At 47.0% G+C, this 20,529-nt stretch carries 16 protein-coding genes; 6 read left to right on the top strand and 10 right to left on the bottom strand.

Annotated elements, in window-relative coordinates:
* Window positions 1-116: 116 nt before the first annotated feature.
* Together DCO17_RS03990 and cphA are read left to right on the top strand one after the other, a co-directional pair.
* Window positions 117-2,309: a cyanophycin synthetase gene (locus DCO17_RS03990; RefSeq protein ID WP_173955505.1), complete on the top strand. Its 2,193-nt coding sequence runs from the start codon at window positions 117-119 to the stop codon at window positions 2,307-2,309.
* Window positions 2,310-4,880, top strand: coding sequence for a cyanophycin synthetase (cphA, locus tag DCO17_RS03985; RefSeq protein ID WP_173955504.1), 2,571 nt, complete (start codon window positions 2,310-2,312; stop codon window positions 4,878-4,880).
* A gap of 93 nt (window positions 4,881-4,973) precedes the next feature.
* On the opposite strand, the gene DCO17_RS03980 is transcribed toward cphA, so the two are convergent.
* The 6 genes from DCO17_RS03980 to DCO17_RS03955 form a co-directional block, all read right to left on the bottom strand.
* Entirely contained in the window at window positions 4,974-5,969 is a 996-nt protein-coding gene (locus DCO17_RS03980; protein WP_437342814.1) for a class 1 fructose-bisphosphatase, read from the bottom strand.
* A gap of 93 nt (window positions 5,970-6,062) precedes the next feature.
* Window positions 6,063-8,672 carry an aminopeptidase N gene (gene pepN / locus DCO17_RS03975; RefSeq protein WP_173955503.1) on the bottom strand — a complete coding sequence of 870 codons (2,610 nt, stop codon included), beginning with the start codon at window positions 8,670-8,672 and terminating at the stop codon, window positions 6,063-6,065.
* Between the two features lie 51 nt (window positions 8,673-8,723).
* The gene (locus DCO17_RS03970) at window positions 8,724-9,299 is read right to left on the bottom strand and encodes a TMEM165/GDT1 family protein (RefSeq protein ID WP_173956698.1); all 576 of its coding nucleotides are present in this window, start codon (window positions 9,297-9,299) and stop codon (window positions 8,724-8,726) included.
* 95 nt (window positions 9,300-9,394) lie between these two features.
* Window positions 9,395-10,513 carry an alanine dehydrogenase gene (gene ald, locus DCO17_RS03965; RefSeq protein ID WP_173955502.1) on the bottom strand — a complete coding sequence of 373 codons (1,119 nt, stop codon included), beginning with the start codon at window positions 10,511-10,513 and terminating at the stop codon, window positions 9,395-9,397.
* Between the two features lie 9 nt (window positions 10,514-10,522).
* A complete protein-coding gene (locus tag DCO17_RS03960) occupies window positions 10,523-11,908 on the bottom strand; it encodes an amino acid permease (RefSeq protein WP_173955501.1) in 1,386 nt (461 codons plus the stop codon).
* 267 nt (window positions 11,909-12,175) lie between these two features.
* Entirely contained in the window at window positions 12,176-12,931 is a 756-nt protein-coding gene (locus DCO17_RS03955) for a tRNA threonylcarbamoyladenosine dehydratase (RefSeq protein ID WP_173955500.1), read from the bottom strand.
* Between the two features lie 20 nt (window positions 12,932-12,951).
* Between DCO17_RS03955 and pdxH the strand changes: the two genes are divergently transcribed.
* Window positions 12,952-13,587 (top strand): pyridoxamine 5'-phosphate oxidase, encoded by a 636-nt coding sequence (gene pdxH, locus DCO17_RS03950; RefSeq protein WP_173955499.1) that lies wholly within the window; start codon window positions 12,952-12,954, stop codon window positions 13,585-13,587.
* A 16-nt stretch (window positions 13,588-13,603) separates the two neighbouring features.
* Here the strand turns inward: pdxH and msrA are convergent, their stop codons facing one another.
* Window positions 13,604-14,176, bottom strand: a complete 573-nt coding sequence (gene msrA, locus DCO17_RS03945) for a peptide-methionine (S)-S-oxide reductase MsrA (protein WP_173955498.1) — start codon at window positions 14,174-14,176, stop codon at window positions 13,604-13,606.
* 76 nt (window positions 14,177-14,252) lie between these two features.
* Between msrA and DCO17_RS03940 the strand changes: the two genes are divergently transcribed.
* Window positions 14,253-15,650, top strand: coding sequence for a coniferyl aldehyde dehydrogenase (locus DCO17_RS03940; protein ID WP_173955497.1), 1,398 nt, complete (start codon window positions 14,253-14,255; stop codon window positions 15,648-15,650).
* 5 nt (window positions 15,651-15,655) lie between these two features.
* On the opposite strand, the gene leuE is transcribed toward DCO17_RS03940, so the two are convergent.
* Window positions 15,656-16,333, bottom strand: a complete 678-nt coding sequence (gene leuE, locus DCO17_RS03935; protein WP_173955496.1) for a leucine efflux protein LeuE — start codon at window positions 16,331-16,333, stop codon at window positions 15,656-15,658.
* A gap of 265 nt (window positions 16,334-16,598) precedes the next feature.
* Here leuE and DCO17_RS03930 point away from each other — a divergent pair, with 265 nt between their 5' ends.
* Together DCO17_RS03930 and DCO17_RS03925 are read left to right on the top strand one after the other, a co-directional pair.
* Window positions 16,599-18,089 carry a DEAD/DEAH box helicase gene (locus tag DCO17_RS03930; RefSeq protein ID WP_173955495.1) on the top strand — a complete coding sequence of 497 codons (1,491 nt, stop codon included), beginning with the start codon at window positions 16,599-16,601 and terminating at the stop codon, window positions 18,087-18,089.
* 2 nt (window positions 18,090-18,091) lie between these two features.
* The gene (locus DCO17_RS03925) at window positions 18,092-18,664 is read left to right on the top strand and encodes a chorismate--pyruvate lyase family protein (protein WP_173955494.1); all 573 of its coding nucleotides are present in this window, start codon (window positions 18,092-18,094) and stop codon (window positions 18,662-18,664) included.
* A 27-nt stretch (window positions 18,665-18,691) separates the two neighbouring features.
* Here DCO17_RS03925 and DCO17_RS03920 read toward each other — a convergent pair whose 3' ends face one another.
* Together DCO17_RS03920 and hemC are read right to left on the bottom strand one after the other, a co-directional pair.
* The gene (locus tag DCO17_RS03920) at window positions 18,692-19,510 is read right to left on the bottom strand and encodes a uroporphyrinogen-III synthase (RefSeq protein ID WP_173955493.1); all 819 of its coding nucleotides are present in this window, start codon (window positions 19,508-19,510) and stop codon (window positions 18,692-18,694) included.
* Window positions 19,511-19,551: 41 nt separating this feature from the next.
* Window positions 19,552-20,529, bottom strand: coding sequence for a hydroxymethylbilane synthase (hemC, locus tag DCO17_RS03915; protein ID WP_173955492.1), 978 nt, complete (start codon window positions 20,527-20,529; stop codon window positions 19,552-19,554).

The raw sequence follows: 20,529 nt of genomic DNA, 5'->3' as shown, positions 1-20,529 counted from the left end.
ATCAGCCTTTTTATGTATTTTTGCCATTTTTTGGATTTTCAATAAAACTAGAACTCAGAGACAGCCTGCTCCGTCTAAGCCCCAAACATCGGCTAGGACCCCTCGCTACACCATAAATGCCCCAGTTATTAGATAAATCCATTGAAATCCTGAGCGTTAAGCATCTGCGCGGTCCCAATATGTGGACCTACCACCCCGTCATCGAGGTCTGGATCGATATTGGCGAGCTCGAGGACTACCCCTCTAACCTCATTCCAGGCTTTTATGATCGCCTGGTAAAAGCACTCCCAAGTCTAGTTGAGCACCGTTGCAGTTATGGCGAAACCGGCGGCTTTCTTAAGCGTGTTGAAGAAGGCACATGGCCAGCTCACATCATGGAGCACCTAACACTTGAATTACAAAATCTAGCAGGCATACCTGGTGGATTTGGCAAGGCTCGTGATGGCGACCGTCGTGGCGTTTACAAAGTCATGGTCAGTGCAATTAATGAAGAAGTTACCCTCACCGCATTAAAGTACGCTCGCGATCTCTACTTAGCACTTGCCCAAGACAATCAAGATTGCCTTGCCTTATCTAAAGACATTATTGAAAAGTTACGTGATCTTGGTGATGACTTATTGCTTGGCCCTAGTACTGCATGCATTGTGAATGCAGCTGAGGAACGCGGCATTCCATCGATCCGCCTATCTGAAGGTAACTTAGTACAACTAGGCTATGGCGCAAAGCAACGTCGCATATGGACTGCTGAGACAGATCAAACCAGCGCCATTGCAGAAACGATTTCTCGCGACAAAGACTTAACGAAAAGCTTATTACGCAGCGCGGGTGTTCCAACGCCCGAAGGCAGAACCGTGACCAGCCCTGATGATGCCTGGGAGGCAGCACAAGATATCGGCCTGCCTGTTGTGGTGAAACCAATCGATGGCAACCATGGTCGTGGCGTATTTATTAATTTATACACACAACAAGAAATCGAAGCAGCCTATGCCGTAGCGATTGATGAAGGCAGCGAAGTTCTGGTTGAGCGTCATATTGTTGGTGACGAACACCGCTTGCTGGTTGTCGGCAATAAAGTAGTTGCCGCGGCAAAAGGGGAAACCGTTTGGGTTACTGGTGATGGTAAGCATACGGTTCGAGAACTGATTCAGATTCAGATTAATTCTGATCCACGCCGTGGTACCGCTGAAGAGCATCCTTTAAATCCAGTGAGAATTGATTCTGCTGTTGAATTGGAATTGGCTCGTCAAAAACTTACAGGTGATAGCGTTCCTGCCTTAGATCACAAAGTGCTTATTCAGAGCAATGGCAATGTTGCATTTGATGTCACCGATTTAGTTCACCCTGATGTTGCCAGCCAGGTCGCTTTAGCGGCTCGAGTTGTTGGCCTAGAGATTGCTGGTGTTGATCTTGTTGCGCAAGATATCAGCCGTCCACTAGCAGAGCAAAACGCTGCAATTGTTGAAGTCAATGCAGGCCCAGGTCTGTTAATGCACTTAAAGCCTGCAAGCGGTAAGCCACAGCCTGTTGGTAAAGAGATTGCGAATCACCTCTTTCCTCCTGGCGCCGACTTCCGCGTTCCACTAGTTGGCATCTGCGGCCAAAGTGGCAAGACACCCGTTGCTGAAATGGTTGCCCACTTTTTGCGTCTAACCAATGTTTATGTCGGCCTATCCTGTAGCAAAGGGTTGTTCTTTGGGAGTCGCGCCATTCCAAATACCAATTCATCAAATTGGGAAAACGCTCGTCGCACACTATTGAATCGCGCTGTTGAGGCTGCGGTCATTGAAAACAATCATCTGTCAATGCTGATTGAGGGCTTGGCTTACGATCGCTGCCAAGTGGGTGTTGTTCTTAACGTAGATCCTAAAGCCAACTTCCCTGAGTACGCTATCTATGATGAAGACCAAGTCTTTAGCGTTGTGCGCACCCAAATTGATGTTGTGCTTCCAACTGGGATTGGCGTTCTGAATGCTGATGATGCCATGTGCGTTCAAATGGCTGAGCTTTGCGATGGTGAAGTGATTTTCTTTAGCGAGAATCCAGAATCTGAAGTGGTTAAAACCCACATTCAAAATGGTGGTCGAGCTGTGCTCGTTGGCAAACAACAAATTACCTTGAAGTCTGGCAAGTTGGATCAAAAATCGATCCCCGTGCCAAGACATTCCGAATCTAATACCACTACACCTTGGAAAACCATGAACCTAGGCGCCGCCATTGCAGCAGCGTGGGCCTTGGATATTCCGTTTAACGTGATTGAAGCTGGCGCGCAAACTTTTGTGCCAGATGCAACAACCATAACAGGGGCTTAATTGGAAATCACCCGCATTCGTATGTTGCGCGGCCCAAATTTATGGAGCCGCCACACAGCATTAGAAGCCATTGTCACTTGTGAAGTGAACGAGCGTTCAATCGATGCTATTCCGCAGTTTGAAACCAAAATTCGTGAACGTTTTCCGCAACTCGGTAGCATGCGTCGTGGTGGCCTAACCGACCCGCTCTCTCTTGCAAATGCCTTAGAACATGCTGCACTTGGATTGCAGGCGCAAGCTGGTTGCCCTGTGACATTCAGCCGCACTGTTCAAACTCTTGACGAAGGTGTTTACCAAGTCGTTGTTGAATATATCGAAGAAGTCGTTGGCCGTATGGCATTTGATTTTGCCTTCGCGCTCATTCAAGCAACTCTGAATGATGCCCCTTTTGACTTAGCCGCTGCTTTGGCAGAGCTCGAAGCACTGTATGAGGATGTGCGCCTGGGTCCCAGTACTGGCTCAATTGTGGATGCCGCCCTTCAAAGAAACATTCCCTATCGCCGCATGACTGAAGGCAGCATGGTGCAATTTGGCTGGGGAAGCAAACAAAAGCGTATTCAAGCGGCAGAAACCAGCGATACAAGCGCAATTGCAGAAGCGATTGCTCAAGATAAAGAACTTACTAAGAACTTACTCGCCGCCGCAGGCGTCTCTGTTCCGATTGGCGACGTAGTTACCAACGCTGATGATGCATGGCGTGCTGCCCAAAAAATTGGTGGCCCTATCGTTCTAAAACCCAAAGATGGTAATCAAGGTAAAGGTGTTGTAGCGAACATCCAGACCGAAGAAGAAGTTCGCGCTGGATTTGAAGTGACACAAGCCTTTGGTCGTGAAACGATTGTTGAACGTTATCTACCAGGTGCCGACTACCGTCTGCTAGTAGTAGGCAATCGTTTATCAGCCGCTGCTCGTCGTGAGCCCGCACAAGTTGTGGGCGACGGCAAACACACTGTGGCTGAGCTCGTAGAAAAAGAGAACCAAAACCCTTTGCGAGGCGATGGTCACGCTACCGCCCTTACCAAGATTCGCTTTGATGATATTGCCCTAGCGCACTTAGCGAGCAACGGCTTATCGCCACAGTATGTACCAAAGACTGGTGAGCGCGTATTACTTCGCAATAACGCCAATCTCAGCACCGGTGGAACAGCTACCGATGTGACTAATGATGTACACCCTGATGTCGCAGCGAGCGCTGTTGCTGCCGCACAAATGATCGGACTTGATATAGCTGGTGTAGATATTCTGTGTGAGTCCATCTACAAACCGTTAGAACAACAAGGTGGTGGCATCGTAGAGGTTAATGCTGCGCCTGGATTACGCATGCACCTTAAGCCCTCCTACGGCAAAGGTCGACCTGTAGGCGAAGACATCATCAATATGATGTTCCCTCCCGGCGAAGATGGACGTATTCCAGTGGTGGCGGTAACTGGCACCAATGGCAAAACGACTACTGTGCGCTTAATTTCTCATCTTTTAAGTGAAACCGGCTTAAGGGTTGGCATGACTGGCACTGATGGTGTTTATATCAATCATCGCCTCATTGACACTGGCGATTGCAGTGGACCAAAGAGCGCGCGCAATGTATTAATGCACCCAGATGTAGACGCAGCCGTTCTAGAAACCGCTCGCGGCGGTTTATTACGTGAAGGCTTAGGTTTTGATCGTTGTGAAGTTGCTGTCGTTACCAATATTGGTGAAGGCGATCACTTAGGCTTGAACTACATCACCAGCGTTGAAGATTTAGCAATTCTCAAGCGCGTGATTGTGCAAAACGTTGCCCCTACTGGTGCTGCCGTTCTCAATGCAGCAGACCCAATGGTTGCCAAAATGGGAGATAAATGCTCCGGTCGCGTCATCTTCTTTGCGAAAGATCAATATCATCCGGTGATTACCGCGCATCGCGCTAAAAATAAGAAAGTGATTTTCTTTGACGGCACTTATATCGTTGCCTCAAAGGGTTCACGCGTCATGTACCGCTTCCCTGTTAGCGAAATTCCATTGACACAAAATGGTGTTCTTGGCTTCCAAGTGGAAAATGCCATGGCTGCAATTGGTGCTGCGTGGGCACTTGGCCTAGATGCGGAAAAAATTGCACATGGGTTAAACAGCTTTGAAAGCACAGCCAACTCTGTGCCAGGCCGCTTTAACCAATTTAAACACAAAGGCGCTACTGTCATCGCTGACTATGGTCATAATCCAGATGCGATGCGCGCCCTAACCAGTGCAATCGAAGCGATGAAACCTAAGAAGAGTCATGTGGTTATCAGTGGCGCTGGCGATCGTCGCGATGATGATATTCGCGACCTCACCCGCATTTTGGGTAATGCGTTTGATAACGTCATTCTGTATCAAGATGCCTGTCAGCGTGGTCGTGAAGACGGCGAAGTGTTAAAACTATTACAAGAAGGTTTGGTTGGCGCAACCAGAGCTAAGCAGGTAAAAGAGATTCACGGGGAGTTCTTGGCAATCGATACCGCCCTAAGTGAAGTCTCAGAGGGTGACATCTGTTTAATTCTGATTGACCAGGTTGAAGAGTCGTTGGCCTACCTTAAGGAAAAGGTTCAGCCTTAGAAACCTGAATTAATTAGGCTTACCCAATAAAAAACCCAATCACCTGATTGGGTTTTTTGCATCCGATTTCGGAATTCGATCGAGTGATATCACTTATGCATGGTAATGACGCAAAAGATCCACCTCTTCCTTGGATCCAAGTATTACTGATACACGCTCATGTAAGTCAGTAGGTTGCAAATCCATAATCAAGTCCTTGCCATTGGTAGATGCGCCACCTGCCTGCTCTACCAGAAAGCTCATTGGATTAGCCTCATACATCAGGCGCAACTTACCTGGTTTATTTGGCTCACGCTTGTCCCATGGATACATAAACACGCCACCACGAGAAAGCACACGATGCACATCCGCCACCATAGATGCAATCCAACGCATATTGAAATCTTTTTCACGAGCACCACCAACTCCAGCCAAGCACTCCTCGACGTAGCGACGTACTGGATCTGCCCAATGACGCATATTCGACATATTGATCGCAAACTCTTTGGTTGAATGCGCAATGGTTACGGCGTCTTTAATAAGCAAGAACTCGCCTGTCACCTTATTTAGCGTGAACATGACTACACCATCACCCAAGGTCAGAGCCATCGTCGTCTGTGGACCATACACCACGTATCCTGCAGCCACTTGGTGACGACCAGACAATAAAAAGTCAGAGGTTTGCAGTGGTGCCTGTGGTTCTTGCTTCTTCAGAATTGAAAAGATTGTTCCAATCGAGACATTGACATCAATATTGGAAGAGCCATCGAGCGGATCAAATAACAACAGATAGTCGCCTGTGCCTTGAACAGGAACGGGCAATTCCATTTCTTCAGATGCCAAACCTGCTAATGATTTGCAGTTTTTCACACCGTCAATCAATAAATCATTGGCAATAATGTCGAGCTTTTGTTGCACTTCACCCTGCACGTTCCCAGTACCAGCAGAACCTAGCAAACCAATTAATGCGCCTTGAGCAACTTCATGACTTAATGTTGAACAGGTATTTACAACAGCAGTTAGCAAATCCTGAAGACCAGCAGGTATTGCAACCCCCTTTGGTTTGGCTGTCGCTAAATATTGCTTGAAATTGGTATGGGTAGAAGACAAAACGATTTCTCCGAAGATTTCTGCTGGGGCTCGAGAATGCTAATAGCCTCTATTTTGCCCTGTTATCTAAAAACTCAAAAATAGGCGCCAAAATTAGATGCCTAAGGCTTTACTAACCACCTCTTTAACGTCTGGTGACAAGGTCTGGCAAGCTGCTACCTGCTCTAGAGCTGCCTTCATTTTGCTCTGGTACGGCTCAGCAAATAGGCGCCAGCGATCTAAGGCCCTGGCAAGACGAGCGGCAACCTGGGGGTTGATGGGGTCTAGAGCCAAAACACTTTCAGCCCAGAAGGCATAGCCACTTCCATCAGCCTGATGAAAGCTCGCGGGATTGTTTGCGCAGAAGACATGGATAACACTGCGGGCACGATTTGGATTATTCAATTTAAATGCTGGATGCTCACGCAAGCGCTTCACCTCATTGAGCGTGGATTCAAGACCTTCAACAGGCGGGCGACTAGACTGCAATGCAAACCACTTATCAATCACAAGAGCATCATCTGCAAAACGCTTGTAGAAATCCTCTAGACATTCAGCAGCGCCTTTAGCGCCATGCATTACCAGGGCGGCAAGCGCTGCATAACGATCGGTCATATTGTCGGCAATCTGAAATTGATTGCGTGCCATTGGTGCCCAAATCTTGGGATCCGCATCTAACAACATGCTTAAAGCCAGATTCTTGAGAGCACGCTTTCCAGAATTAATAGCATCGGACTTAAAAGGTCCTGGAGTTTGGTTTTGCTGATAAAGCGCAGCCCACTCTAACTGCAATTGCTTAGCAAGCTCTTTTCGGAAGGATATTCGTGCGGCAAATATCTTCTGCGGGTCAACACTCTTGCACTGCTCATATAAATAAGATTCAGCAGGCAGCGTTAATGCCAACTCTTTGAATGCTGGATCAAGGTTTGGATCAAGCAAGATTTCGCGGTAAGCATTAATGAGGGCTGAATCTGGCAGACGATTATTCAAAATCATTTGCATAGCCAGCTTCTGCCCCGCTTCCCAGCGATTAAATGGATCATCATCGCTAGAAAGTAGCGTCAATAAATCCTCCTCTGACTGCTCAAAATCAATATTGACTGGTGCAGAGAAGTTTCGGTTAATAGACAGCACAGGTCGATCTTCAATATGATCAAAAGTCCATGTTTGTGTTGACTCTGTCAGCTCAAGCAGTTGCTCTACTTGATCATTACCAGCAGTAATGAGGCACACTTTCAATCGAATATGAAATGGCTTCTTTTCTGCCTGACCAGGTGTAGGTGCGCAGCTCTGAGTTAATGTGAGGCGGTATTGCTTATTGGCTGCATCGTATTGCCCATCCACCTTCACGCGTGGAGTGCCCGCTTGGCTATACCAATTCTTAAACTGGCTTAAGTCTTTACCATTCGCATCAGCCATCGCAGCAAGAAAATCGTCGCACGTTACTGCCTGACCATCATGGCGCTGGAAATACAAGTCCATACCCTTGCGGAAGCCATCTCTACCTAATAAGGTCTGGTACATCCGCACGACTTCAGAACCCTTCTCATACACAGTTACCGTGTAAAAGTTATTGATCTCTTGGTACTCGTCCGGGCGTATCGGGTGCGCCATTGGACCCGCATCTTCCGGGAACTGTAATTGGCGCAATAAGCGCACATCTTCAATACGTTTGACCGCTCTTCCAGACTCGCTACCCATTTGGTCAGCCGAGAACTCCTGATCGCGAAATACCGTGAGACCTTCCTTAAGGGATAACTGAAACCAATCTTGGCAAGTGACACGATTGCCTGTCCAGTTATGGAAGTACTCATGGGCAACAACACTTTCAATATTGGCAAAGTCAGCATCGGTAGCAGTCTCTGGTTGGGCCAATACAAACTTGGTATTGAATATATTCAATCCCTTGTTTTCCATAGCACCCATATTGAAGTCGCCCACGGCTACGATCATGAAACGCTCAAGATCTAGTTCAAGACCAAAACGCTTCTCATCCCAATGTATTGAAGCGATCAAAGAGTCCATTGCATGACGGGTCTTTTGTAAATCATGAGGCTCAACCCAGATTTGCAGTAATTTTTTTGCCCCACTACTGGTAGTAATGGTCTCTTCTATGCATTCCAGTTTTCCGGCTACTAAAGCAAACAGATACGATGGCTTTGGAAATGGGTCTTCCCAAGTGGCACTATGCCAACCGTTTGGCAATTTTTCTTCTTTGAGTAAGTTGCCATTGGATAGCAACACAGGATATTGGGCTTCAGGCGCCTGTAAGGTCACTCGATAGCGAGCCATGACATCAGGACGATCCAAGAAATAAGTAATTTTTCTGAAGCCCTCTGCCTCACATTGGGTAAAGAAGTTGCCATTAGAGACATACAAACCCATCAGGCTGGTATTTTTCTCTGGTACACAAATTGAAATTATTTCAAGGGTAAATTTCTCTGCTCCTTCTTTTGGCAAAGAGTGAATCGTCAAAGTCTCTGGCGTGAGCTCAAAGCGCCTATGCGCTTCACCATTAATCCGCAAGCTCACAAACTCCAGCTCCTGACCGACCAATACCATTGGTGCGCCTGGCTCAAAACTATTACCTGGTAAAACCTCAATCTTGCTTTTAACAATCGTGCGCGCAGGATCTAGCGCGATATCTAATTCAACTTGACCAAAGGTGTAAACAGGGGGACGGTATTCGAGCCGACGGAAGCTCTGCGCTAATTCAGTTTTCATAGACCTATTTTAAGTCTAAGGCCATGCTATTGCAGAAGGCTGGCTAGCAGTCTAACTCCAAAGCAAAGTTACCACCCCAATAGCAATAAAGGTTAAAGCAGCCACGCCATGGACCCACTTGATTGGCATACGCTTGGTAAATTTCTGTCCCAGCCAAACCGCTGGCGCATTAGCCAACATCATGCCCAAGGTAGTACCGATTGTTACGGTGACTACATCTTCGTATTTCGCACCCAAGGCAATTGTGGCGATTTGGGTTTTATCACCCATCTCAGCCAAAAAGAATAACACCACTGTCAGAATAAAAACCTGCAGGGCTCGGTCCACTACTTTTGATTCAGCTGCGTCGTCAATATGATCGGGTACTAATAACCAAAGACCAATACCTAAAAAGCTCAATCCCAAAATCCATCTCATTACATCGGGCGAAACTAAAGTCATCAGCCAATGACCTAAGAGTGCGGCGCAAGCATGATTAGCAATCGTTGCAATAAAAATACCAGCAATAATGGCTAGCGCCTGTTTGGGATAACGAGCCGCCAGCATCAAAGAAAGCAATTGGGTTTTATCACCCATCTCAGCTAACGCAACAACGCCAGCCGACAGGGTTACAGCAGATAAGTCCATGAGTTTGGTAGTGAAGTGATCAGAATCTAGCCAGTTTAAATCTTCTTTATGACTATTTAGAGATTTCACTCTCACCCATGGATCAATACTTTTTGCTAGGCCGCCAACAACTCCTCTGCTGAAGCAAAGTCCAGGCCTTGGGCCTGGGCTACAGGCTTCGAAGTTAACACCCCTTTATGCACGCTCAGACCATTACGCAAGTGATGATCAATTGACAGTGCATTGACGACACCACGATTAGCCAAGACCTCTACATAAGGAAAGGTGGCATTGGTTAGAGCAAAGGTAGAAGTTCTGGCAACAGCACCAGGCATATTAGCAACGCAGTAATGTAAAACACCATCCACCATAAATGTGGGATCCGCATGCGTTGTTGGCTTTGAAGTCTCGAAGCAACCGCCCTGATCAATCGCAACATCCACCACTACTGCACCTGACTTCATTTTCTTGATCATGTCGCGAGTCACTAACTTTGGCGCTGCACCCCCTGGAAGCAATACCGCTCCAATCACCACATCCGCTTCGCTCACCTCCTGCTCAATTAGCAAACTATCCGAGTAAAAGGTGCGAACTCGATTGCCATAAGAGAGATCGATTTGTCGTAGTCGATCAATATCGCGATCAAAGACACAAACGTCAGCCCCCATGCCCACTGCTATTTGCAATGCATTACGCCCTACCACCCCGGCACCAAGAATGACAACCTTCGCAGGCGAGACTCCGGGCACCCCTGCCATCAAGACCCCAATGCCTCCATGTGTCTTTTCTAAGTGGGTGGCTGCCGCTTGAATCGACATGCGCCCCGCCACTTCGCTCATTGGGGCTAATAGCGGTAAAGCGCCATTGAATGCGGTAACGGTCTCATATGCGATACAGCTAGCACCCGACTGAATCAATGCTTGGGTTTGAATTGGGTCTGGGGCTAAGTGCAGATAGGTAAATAGAATCTGATCCTCGCGCAGCATGGCGCACTCTTGTGGCTGAGGCTCCTTTACCTTCACAATCATTTCCGCCTTCTTAAATACTTCGGCGGCACTGTTAATTAAGGTGGCACCAGCAATTCGGTATGACTCATCACTTAGACCAATTTGCTCACCAGCCCCTCGCTGAACTAATACCGAATGCCCTTGTTTGCAAAGTCCACTGACATTGCCTGGCGTTAAGCCAACCCGAAACTCATTATTTTTTACTTCCTGTGGAACACCAATAATCATGTTGATCTCCTATGATTTAAATACAGCTTGCGTTTTTGTTTTGCGATGCAAGCCCACGATGTAAAACATCGCGAGATACACGCCCAGTAAGCACGGACCCAATATCAATGCAATCCGAGCATCCTCATGAAAGCCCATAAGCACTACAACCAAGCAAATGAATGCCAAAGCAAACCACGAGGAATAAGGCCACCAAGGAGCGCGATAACCAAGCTCAGCTACTTGCGCTTTTGTTAAAGAGCGACGGAATTTCATTTGAGTAAACAGAATGGCAATCCACACCATCAATCCCACAAAGGTGACTGCAGCCATGATGTATTGAAAGGCTTTATCAGGAACGAAGTAGTTCAAGACAACCCCAGACATACAGACTCCAACGGTAGCCATCACTGCACGATGCGGAACCCCATATTTGGATAGCTTTGCAAAAGACGCGGGTGCATAGCCATTAGTAGATAAGGAGTACAGCAATCGACCGCCGCTGAAAATGCCAGCATTGCAAGACGACAGTGCAGCGGTAATCACCACAAAGTTAATCAGACCAGCCGCTTCACGTAAACCAATTCGCTCAAACATCACTACAAAAGGACTACCCTGCTGACCCACCTCATTCCAAGGGAAGATAGCTAAGATAACCAGTATTGCACCCATGTAGAAAATCAAAATTCGCCAGGCTAATGAATCGATTGCCATTGGAATTGTTTTCTTAGGATTTTCCGCTTCGCCGGCAGAAAGACCAATCATCTCAATACCAACATAGGCGAATAAGACCATTTGCAATGAGAGCAACATTCCCTCAAAGCCATTTGGAAAGAAACCACCATGCTGCCAAAGATTACTCAAGCCAATAGGCTGCCAATCATTTGTGAAGCCAAATAAGATGACTGAGCCACCCAATCCAATCATGGCAATGATGGCAACGACTTTAATGAGCGCAAACCAAAACTCAAACTCGCCAAATACTTTTACAGCGATGAGATTGATCAAGCCCATCAACACAATCGAGGACAGCGCCCAAATCCACTGCGGCACTTCAGGAAACCAAATTCCCATATAAATGCCCACAGCCGTCACTTCGGCAATGCCCACGACTATCCAATAGGTCCAGTAACCCCAACCCACCATATAGCCTGCCAGCGGCCCAACATAGGTATTGGCATAAGCAGCAAAAGAACCCGCTACAGGCTCATGTACCGCCATTTCACCTAAGGTGCGCAAGACAATGAAAGCAACGATTCCTGCGAGTAGATATCCCAATAGAATCGATGGGCCAGCGATTTGAATAGCGCTAGCAGATCCTAAAAATAAACCAACGCCAATCGTTGATCCTAAAGCCATCAAACGAATATGTCGTACTTTGAGATGGCGTTTTAAGCCAGTTTGTTCAGTCTGCAAAAGAGACCTCCTTTCGATTTGCTGTTGGCGGTTTACCAACGAGACAAAGTCTAGGGAGGAGTTTTGTTATTCACTAGAGGGCAAAAGTTCCTAAAGTGATTTAAAGACTAAATATGAACCCAGAAATAGAAAATTGTCTTTTAAAACAACTGTGCTCTATCAAGAATTAATTTTCACCTGCAAGAGAATCAGTAATTTCTTACAGGGAATCCCCTTAGGAATTTCTGCTGAATTGAAGGCCTTAATTTGAAATTGATGAGCCAAGACTTATTGTTGCTCTTGACCAATCAGATTAAGTATCTCTGCAGCTGCTGCTAAACCACAAGCCGCAGTCACCATGACAGTTGAGCCATAGCCTGAGCAAGCCAGCCCCCCGGTAGAAGCTCCAGCACGGGGCTCGTGGGAGTAGATTGCTCTGATGCCAATCTTATGTTTTAGGTTTCTTGAGAAACCATGATCTTGTCTCAGCCCCTGCCGTACTTTTGCTAGCAAGGCATCTTGCTCGGTTCGCGAGAGGTCATCACATCGCACTGCTGTGGGTTGAGTCTTTCCTCCAGCGGCGCCACACATCACTAAAGCACGGTTATGCGCTCTAGCCCACACTGATAATGCAATCTTTGTTTGAACTGAATCAGTAGCATCTAATACATAAGCATCTGCTGGAATAATACGTTCCAAATTATCTGACTCTAAAAATTCATCGCAAACGGTTAAACGAATATCTGGATTGATCTGCAAAATGCGCTCAGCCATCGCTTGAACTTTTGCTTTGCCATACTGCCCCTCGATGGCATGAAGTTGGCGATTGGTATTGCTCTCCGCAATATGATCAAGGTCTACCAAGACTAGGTGACCAATCCCAGTACGAGCCAGTGACTCAGCAGCCCATGAACCAACACCGCCCAATCCAGCAACTACGACTGTGGCATTCAGAAACTTCACACGCAGGTCGGATCCATAGAGTCTAGAAACCCCTCCAAAACGGCGATCCTCAATACTGCTATCTGTCTTGTTTTCTGCCATAGCCTCTTTATACTGAATAAATGAACTCCATTGCCCAACTTCGCAAAAACTATACCCTTGGTCAGCTTTCGGAAACCGAAGTTCCCCATCAGCCATTACCCCTATTTCAGCTATGGTTTGATCAAGCAATCAAAGCAGAGTGCCCCGAACCCAATTCAATGACTCTAGCCACTGCCGATCAAGCTGGAAATCCATCAGCCCGTATTGTCTTACTAAAAGGCGCCGACGAAAATGGCTTTACTTTTTTTACCAACTACGAGAGCCAAAAAGGGAAGGAACTAGCCATTCGCCCACAGGCGGCGCTTCTATTTCATTGGCATGAACTTGAGCGTCAAGTGCGCATTAAAGGTATTGTTGAAAAAGTTGATGCCACTGAAAGCGACCAATACTTTCAATCCCGCCCACCCGCATCTCGAATTGGTGCCTGGGCTTCACCTCAAAGCTCCGCCATCCCAAATCGTGAGTTCCTTGAAGCGGCAGAGCAGAGATTTAAGTCGGAGTTTGGAGAAAACCCACCACGCCCAGAGCACTGGGGCGGATATCGCCTGCGTCCTACAGAAATCGAATTCTGGCAAGGTCGCCCTTCCCGCCTGCATGATCGCATCCATTACCAACTCAAGGGTGACCGCTGGGAAATCAGCCGACTGGCCCCTTAAGCGTCGTTAGTAAGCCTTACTGATATTGCTGGGCAATCAAGGATTTAAATTTAGCCCTGAATTTTTCAAGCTTGGGCGCAACCACAAATGCGCAATACCCTTGGTTCGGATATTGCTGAAAATAATTCTGGTGATAGTCTTCCGCTGGATAGATGATTGGCGCAGCTTCAATTTGTGTGACGACTGGATCACGATAAATCTTCGATGCCTCTAGCTCGCGCACTACCTCATGAGCGATTTTGAGTTGCTCATCACCATGGGTAAAAATCGCTGAACGGTATTGCGTACCATGATCATTACCCTGATAGTTCAAGGTCGTTGGGTCATGAATCACAAAAAAAATCTCTAAGAGGTCTCGATAGCTAATGACTTGAGGATCAAACTCGATATCAACAATTTCCGCATGGCCAGTATTGCCATCACACACCGCCTCATATGAGGGATTCGGTACCGCACCTCCAGCATAGCCAGATACGACCGTTTTTACCCCTTGAATCTGCTGGTAAACAGCCTCAAGACACCAAAAGCAACCGCCGCCTAGGGTTGCCCGCTCAAGTTTAGACAGGTTTTTATCGATGATTTCAATCATAGCTTTATCCTAATACCTTATTGAAATCCCTGCAAAATGTTAATCACCGTCTTATTTACCTATTAATTAATACACCATGAATCGCTTCACCATTCAGCTTGATGAAATCAAAGCAGCCTATGAGGCCGAACCCCACCCCAGCATCGAGGTACGACTCGAGCGTATTGGGCGTATTGAAAAGATGATCAAGACCAATGAAGAAAAGTTATGCAAAGTGCTAACTGCCGATTTTGGTGTGCGCCATCAAGCTGAGACTTACCTTGCTGAATTTCAGATGGTGTATCAAGCCTGCAAATTTGTTCGCAAGCATCTCAAAGACTGGATGAAGCCGGTTCAAATGGAAACGCCCTCCTATTTAGATTCATCAGAAGCATGGATTGAAAGCCAATCGATTGGTGTAGTTGGCATCATCAGCCCCTGGAATTACCCTATACAACTCGCACTTCTACCAACCATCTCCGCATTTGCCGCAGGTAATCGTGTTTGGCTCAAACCTTCAGAGCGCAGCTCTCGTACATCAGGATTCTTGGCGAGTCTTATCCAAGAATACTTTCACCCAACTGAATTTTGCGTCAGCACTGGTGGCGAAGATGTAGCCGAACAATTTGCCGCCCTACCATTTGCACACCTTTTCTTTACCGGCTCAGAGGCGATTGGGAAAAAGGTAATGCGAGCCGCCTCTGAGAACCTTACGCCCGTGACCCTAGAGCTCGGCGGCAAGACTCCCGCAATTGTTGATGCCTCTGCCAACATTAAAGATGCGGCTGAAGCAATTATTTATGGCAAATTACTCAATGGTGGTCAAACATGCATTGCTCCAGACTACGTATTAGTAGAAGCCAGTCATCAAGAGACTTTGATTAAAGAGCTACAGATTGCAGCACAAGCGCAATTTAGCAATCCTGAAGAGTTAACTGGCCCAATCGACGATAAGCAAGCAAAGAATTGGCAACATTTATTGAGTGATGCAATTGATCGTGGCGCCAAACCTATTTCACTGCTCCAGAATTCTGGAGCAGGTGCACGTCGCTTCGAGCCCGTGCTTCTCATAAATACTCCAGCAGAAGCGCGCGTATTACATGAAGAAATCTTTGGCCCAATCCTACCGATTGTTGCAATCCAAGATACAGATGCCGCAATCTCTTTCATAAATAAAAAACCTAATCCACTAGCGCTCTATTGGTTTGGCAAAAACAAAAAGCAGTTGAACCAGGTATTGCAAAGGACTCGCTCTGGTGGCGTAACAGTGAACGACGTTTTCTTGCACGCCGCTATAGAGACATTGCCATTCGGCGGAGTAGGTAGCAGCGGCATGGGACGCTATCATGGTAAAGCTGGGTTTGATACCTTTAGCCACCAAAAATCTATCCTCGATGTTCGCGGCCTTTGGGGAACCAGTCTTTTCAAGGGAACGAAACCAGCTCGCCCAACCTATGGAAAAAAGACAGCTCGACTACTACGACGCTTAAAGTAAGCGACTTAGACCAACATCAGACGTATCGCAAAGCTGATAAAAAGAGCTCCGGTAAGCAACCATAGACCTGCTGCTAGACGCTGATGGCCTTGAAAATACCCTGAGAAATATTGGCCTGCAAAGATCAGTCCTGTTAGGTAGGCCATGCTCATTATTTGCAAAACAACTGCGAGATACATAAAGGTATATGCAGGATAAGCAAAGTCTGGGCGAATAAATTGCGAGAAGAAGGCAATAAAGAAAAAGATTGCCTTTGGATTAGTTAATGAGAGCGAAAGAGCCGCAATCAAGGGATGCAATTGCATCAAGCGCGCTTGAATTTCATAAGCATTTGCTTTAGAAGATAAGTTCCAGCGTTGCCGCCCACTTTGCAATAAGCCAAATCCCATCCACCCCAAGTACAAGGCACCAGCAATTCGTACTGTCTGAAAAAGCACTGGGGATGACAACAGCATAGAAGCTGCACCCAAAGCAATAGCGATCATCAAAATAGAGTCGCCAATAAAAATCCCGATAGCACCCCAAGCACCATGCCGCCATCCCTTTTGCGTGGAGATCGTCAACACATAAAGTGAGTTTGGACCCGGCAACAAAATAATCAGTAGGGTTCCGAGCAAATAGCTTGAGAAATCTGCTATTCCGGCATTTACTGGCGATAAAAGGTTAACTGCGCTCCATTCCATCACTACATCATAATAAATTCGGGAAAACCCTTGAAATTAGATGTTCATACTGTCATAATGAGAGGCTTTTTTAAGCAATTTGATTCATCGCCCCCCAGCTATATTTCAGCGCACCGTTTAGAAGCTATAAGCCCTAAACACCGGAACTACCGGAACAACAATCGCGCTGCCGCCTGTCTGATGGTCGATGCCTTTGACCATCGCACTTCAAAAAAACATGAGTGCAACATACGGAGACATCTCTCAAAAGGAGATGTGTAATAGCATGACTTTTTCTAAAGAAAACAAACAGACTGGAACTGAATTCCAGAATTTTGCCTTGGCAGCACCACTACTCAAAAATATTTCTGAGTTGGGCTTTACTCAGGCAACTCCCGTTCAGGCTCAGGTTATTCCTGCAGCTTTAGCAGGTGGTGACTTATTGGTTAGCAGTCAAACTGGTAGCGGTAAAACCGCAGCCTTTTTGTTGCCGATCATTCATCAACTGATTGAAGACAATCCTAAAAACTCACCTGTACCAGGTCGCGCGCAACCAAAGGTTCTCGTGCTCTGCCCTACTCGTGAGTTAGCTCAACAGGTTGCTGCCGATGCGGTGAATTTCGTGCGTGGCATGAAAGGCATTCGTATTGCCACGATTATGGGTGGGATGCCTTATGGCAAACAAATCCAAGCTCTTAAAGGCGCTTTGTTGGTAGTTGCCACCCCAGGACGCCTATTAGATCTATGCGATAGCAAAGCCATTCGCTTGGATGATGTACAGCAACTGGTGATTGACGAAGCAGATCGCATGTTAGATATGGGTTTTGCTGAAGACTTAGAAGCCATTGATCAACGTTGTGCAGGTCGCAAGCAAACCTTAATGTTCTCTGCAACCTTTGCGCCAAAGATTATGTCTTTAGCAAATGAGTTGACCACTGATGCGAAGCGTATCGAACTGGCTCATGCTGGTGAAAAACACGCCAACATTGAGCAGAAGTTACACTGGGCCGACAGCATGTCACACAAACACAAGCTTCTTGAGCACATCTTGGCTGATGCCTCTTTGGATCAAGCGGTGGTGTTTGCAAGTACACAAGTTGAAAGCGAAAAGATTGCGGATACCCTGCGCTCTAATGGCTATGAAGCAACAGCACTACATGGCGCAATGCCCCAAGCAGTTCGTATGCGTCGTCTAGAGTCCTTGCGTAAAGGTCACACCAAGATTTTGGTAGCAACAGACGTTGCTGCTCGAGGGATTGATGTGCCACGCATTAGCCACGTGATTAACTTTGGCTTGCCAATGAAACCAGAAGACTACACACACCGCATTGGTCGTACTGGTCGTGCTGGTCGCAATGGCGTAGCAATTACCTTGGTTGAGCACCGCGATCGCGCGAAGATTCGCAACATCGAACGCTTCACTCAGCAAGATATTGTTGCCTCTGTAATCGCAGGACTTGAGCCACAAGCTAAACCGAGCTTTGGTGGTGGCAATCGTTCCGGTGGTGGCGGTCGTCCTGGTAACCGCTCAGGCGGTGGCTTTGGTGGCAATCGCTCAGGCGGTGGTGGCGGTGGTCGTTATGGCTCTGGAGCGCGTTCTGAATCTCGTTTTGGCGGCAATAAAGAGGGTGGAAATCGCTTTGGCGACTCACGTCCTAGCCGCTCTGCGGATTCTCGCCCTTCACGCTCCGCAGACTCTCGCCCAAGTCGTCCGGCCGGTCCTCGCTTTGCGAAACCAAAGTCAGGCAGCCAACGTCGCAACTTTAGCGGCAGCTAAATATGCCCCACCGCAATCGTCTCCGTTCTGCATGGAATCGAGTCGATTCCGGTGAAATTCATCGGGCGCCACTTCGGTGGCAACCATGGTTAAGTGACACTGGGTCACTTACACAAAAGATTGAGAAAGCGATTGGCCAAAAGCTAACCGTCAAGGTTTTACGAGATCGCCCTCAATCTTTGCATCAAGATGAATACCTCTATTTTCAGAACAGAATTAAACGCTGCCGAGTGAGAGAGGTATTACTCTGCGTTAATGAAACACCACTTGTCATCGCGCGCAGCATTATTCCCACACTGAGCTCAAGCGGTAGCAATCATTCGATCTTGCGCTTAGGAACAAGACCTCTAGGCGCAGTTTTATTTAGCAAAACTCGGATGCAGTCGAGGGCTAGGCCTCAGCGTGATATTGCTCGTATTGATAAAAGTGCTTCACTGTGGAAAGGCTTTAACAAGGCAGGCATTACATTGCCTTCATCTCTTTGGGCGAGACGTACCCTATACCGCCTAAAGGGTCACCCCATCCTAGTTAACGAAGTTTTTCTACCTGCCCTACTCCAATACTCCGCAATTTAATTGCATTAATTAATGGAAGAAAGACTTTTAGATCGAGAGCCAAGCTAATGTGGTTTTGATCATGGCTTCATCACCTGGCTCGGTCGTGAAGACTTCACCAAAACCAATTGCTTCCGCTGCATCGGTAATGTTGTAATGCGGACAGATCGCAACCGCAAGGTTCAGACTTTGTGAAAACTGATCTTTTGCCACACTTCCTAGATATCGAACCGCTTCTGAAGAAGTCAATATCCACAGCGATGTTGAAAAATCTACCTCTCGAATAGATTGCCAAGCGGGGTTATCAAGATCTAACGGAATACGAGAATAAGTAGAAATCGCTTCTACTATTGCCCCAGCTTTTTTCAGTGTATCGGCAAGCCACTCTCGACCGCCATCACCTTTAAAAATAACAATTTTTTTAGCTGTCCAATCCCAACCCAGTTTTTGCAACTCTTGCCACAAACCTTCAGAGTCCCACTGCCCGCTCTCTTGCGGCATAAGCACTGGAGTCGGGGTGTCCTCTAGGCCGATCCCATGATTGCTTAATGCCAAACGACTGCTACCACCCATCACCCCAACAGGGATGACGTTCTTAGAAAAATCCTGCCAGTTACGCTCAAGTAAACGCATGACGCTTTCAATTGCATTTGGACTTACAAATATAGCTAAGTCCGAATCCTTTAAGGCGCTAGCAATATGGTCAGCCAGTTGCTCATTATCTTTTGGTACAATCGTCAACAGGGGTAATGAAATGATATTCACTGTCGAGCCGACACTGCTTTGGTCGATAGCCTTGCGCAGCAATTCCACTTGCTGTCGCGCCTGACCACTTGGTCGAGTTATCACGATAGTTTTAGTGCTCATGATGACTTAAATAATGAATGCACAAAAAGATTAAAGAGTGCTTACTTTGCAATCTTAGGAATCAAATTTTCAGCACCCTGCGCAATCAGATCTTGGGCCACCGTTAAACCCAGAGCCTCGGCTTCTGCGACTGAATTGACTTTTGCATTACCAGTAGCCAAGCAGAATGATTTGCCATCCGTGCTAGCTACAAAGGAACGAATATCCATCTGCTGATCTTTCCATTGCGCATAGGCAGCTAAAGGCACCTCACAAGATCCACCCAATTGACGGGAAACCATACGCTCTGCTGATACCGCATATAGAGTTGCAAGATCATTTAATGGCGCTAACCACTGTTTGATATTTGGATGCTTACTCAGTGTTTCGATACCCAATGCGCCCTGTCCTGCTGCAGGAGTGTAAGGATCAAATGGCAAGCAATTGCGAATACGACTTTCTAAACCCAATCGCTTTAAACCAGCTGCTGCCAAAATAATGGCTTGATACTCACCGCGATCCAACTTACTCATGCGAGTATCTAAGTTGCCGCGCAAAGGAACAATTTCTAGATGGGGAAATTTTGCTCGCAATACAGACTCACGGCGCAAACTCGAGGTACCGACAATGGCACCTTTTGGGAGCTCTTCTAAGCTAGCGTAGTCATTTGAGACAAAAGCATCTCTGGCATCCTCTCTTGCCATCACGCAAGCCAGATCAAATCCCTCGGGCATGACCATGGGGACATCCTTGAGAGAGTGAACAGCTAGGTCAGCTCGACCATCTTCTAGCGCAGTTTCTAGCTCTTTAACAAAAAGGCCTTTGCCCCCCACTTTGGAAAGGGCTCGATCCAGAATTTGGTCGCCACGGGTTGTCATGCCCAAAATCTGCACGTCGCATGCTGGATAGAGCTTTTTTAGGCAATCGCGCACGTGTTCAGCCTGCCACATGGCCAATCGGCTCTCACGGGAGGCAATTACTAGGCGCTTAGGGGCTAACTGAGCAGCTACAGAAGATGAAGAATTTAGAAAATCAGACAT

It is taken from the genome of Polynucleobacter tropicus, from assembly GCF_013307225.1.
Lineage (GTDB): Bacteria > Pseudomonadota > Gammaproteobacteria > Burkholderiales > Burkholderiaceae > Polynucleobacter > Polynucleobacter tropicus.
This window is presented reverse-complemented; position numbering and strand designations above follow the sequence as displayed.

Bases quoted from the DNA above. Each gene is read 5' to 3' on its own strand.
- DCO17_RS03990 (WP_173955505.1), top strand. From the start codon at position 117: ATGCCCCAGTTATTAGATAAATCCATTGAAATCCTGAGCGTTAAGCAT.
- pdxH (WP_173955499.1), top strand. From the start codon at position 12,952: ATGAACTCCATTGCCCAACTTCGCAAAAACTATACCCTTGGTCAGCTT.
- DCO17_RS03930 (WP_173955495.1), top strand. From the start codon at position 16,599: ATGACTTTTTCTAAAGAAAACAAACAGACTGGAACTGAATTCCAGAAT.
- hemC (WP_173955492.1), bottom strand. From the start codon at position 20,529: ATGTCTGATTTTCTAAATTCTTCATCTTCTGTAGCTGCTCAGTTAGCC.
- leuE (WP_173955496.1), bottom strand. From the start codon at position 16,333: ATGGAATGGAGCGCAGTTAACCTTTTATCGCCAGTAAATGCCGGAATA.
- DCO17_RS03925 (WP_173955494.1), top strand. From the start codon at position 18,092: ATGCCCCACCGCAATCGTCTCCGTTCTGCATGGAATCGAGTCGATTCC.
- DCO17_RS03970 (WP_173956698.1), bottom strand. From the start codon at position 9,299: ATGGACTTATCTGCTGTAACCCTGTCGGCTGGCGTTGTTGCGTTAGCT.
- DCO17_RS03920 (WP_173955493.1), bottom strand. From the start codon at position 19,510: ATGAGCACTAAAACTATCGTGATAACTCGACCAAGTGGTCAGGCGCGA.
- DCO17_RS03940 (WP_173955497.1), top strand. From the start codon at position 14,253: ATGAATCGCTTCACCATTCAGCTTGATGAAATCAAAGCAGCCTATGAG.
- pepN (WP_173955503.1), bottom strand. From the start codon at position 8,672: ATGAAAACTGAATTAGCGCAGAGCTTCCGTCGGCTCGAATACCGTCCC.
- DCO17_RS03955 (WP_173955500.1), bottom strand. From the start codon at position 12,931: ATGGCAGAAAACAAGACAGATAGCAGTATTGAGGATCGCCGTTTTGGA.
- ald (WP_173955502.1), bottom strand. From the start codon at position 10,513: ATGATTATTGGTGTTCCACAGGAAGTAAAAAATAATGAGTTTCGGGTT.
- msrA (WP_173955498.1), bottom strand. From the start codon at position 14,176: ATGATTGAAATCATCGATAAAAACCTGTCTAAACTTGAGCGGGCAACC.